Origin of the sequence: Microcystis sp. T1-4 (genome assembly GCF_000297435.1) — a bacterium.
Lineage (GTDB): Bacteria > Cyanobacteriota > Cyanobacteriia > Cyanobacteriales > Microcystaceae > Microcystis.
In genome coordinates, this window is sequence record NZ_CAIP01000370.1 from 1 (window position 1) to 669 (window position 669).

Genomic DNA, 669 nt, shown 5'->3' on the forward strand with positions numbered 1-669 from the left:
CGTACTACTGGAATATGCACCATTCGCAGTTCCTAAAACCTCATCACTGAGTAGCTCAATTGGGGGAAGTTGACTAAAATTTCGGCTTTGCCACTGCTGTCGTAATTCTGTCGCTTTAACCACATCATAACTTGTGCCAAAAGCGGTTTCTAAATTCGCCCAAAAACCATCAGATTGAGCAAAATCGAACAAAACATCGTCAACAACAGGAAGAATCGGCAACAGGGTAGAAGTCATGACATTAACAGCAAAAGTTTATTCCTAACAGTTTTAGCTCAACAATCCCCAATCTTTCAAGACCCCTGTAACAGAAATTAACATTTATTACAAGAAAACGGGTTTCTCAAAGAAACCCGTTTTCTAAATAGGTTCTCAAAGAAACCCGGTTTCTAAATACCAAAGAAACCCGTTTTCTCATGGTTTCTCGCAGAAACCCGTTTTCTAGATATTGATTTTTGCCAAAGACTGCTTAAATTCTGCGAGAGAATTAGCGGTAGCTGCTAATTTTAGTAGCTCTTCTAAGATAGTAGGGTTAGTCATTTTGCCGATTATCTCTTCAATTTCTGAAGAAATCTCTCCAAACCGCACAGTTAAAACTGTTTTTATGGCATCACGGCTTTTTTGTAATGCTCCAATTTCCTTACCAATTTCCTTACCCTGTTCTATCCC

Annotated in this window: 1 protein-coding gene and 1 pseudogene; both read right to left on the minus strand. The window is 38.9% G+C overall.

The window, feature by feature from the left end; genetic code table 11:
• Positions 1–237, minus strand: a pseudogene (locus tag MICAI_RS17570) (calcium-binding protein); the annotation flags it as partial.
• A 204-nt stretch (positions 238–441) separates the two neighbouring features.
• The coding region (locus MICAI_RS17575; protein ID WP_039900468.1) for a hypothetical protein at positions 442–669 on the minus strand (228 nt) is incomplete at its 5' end.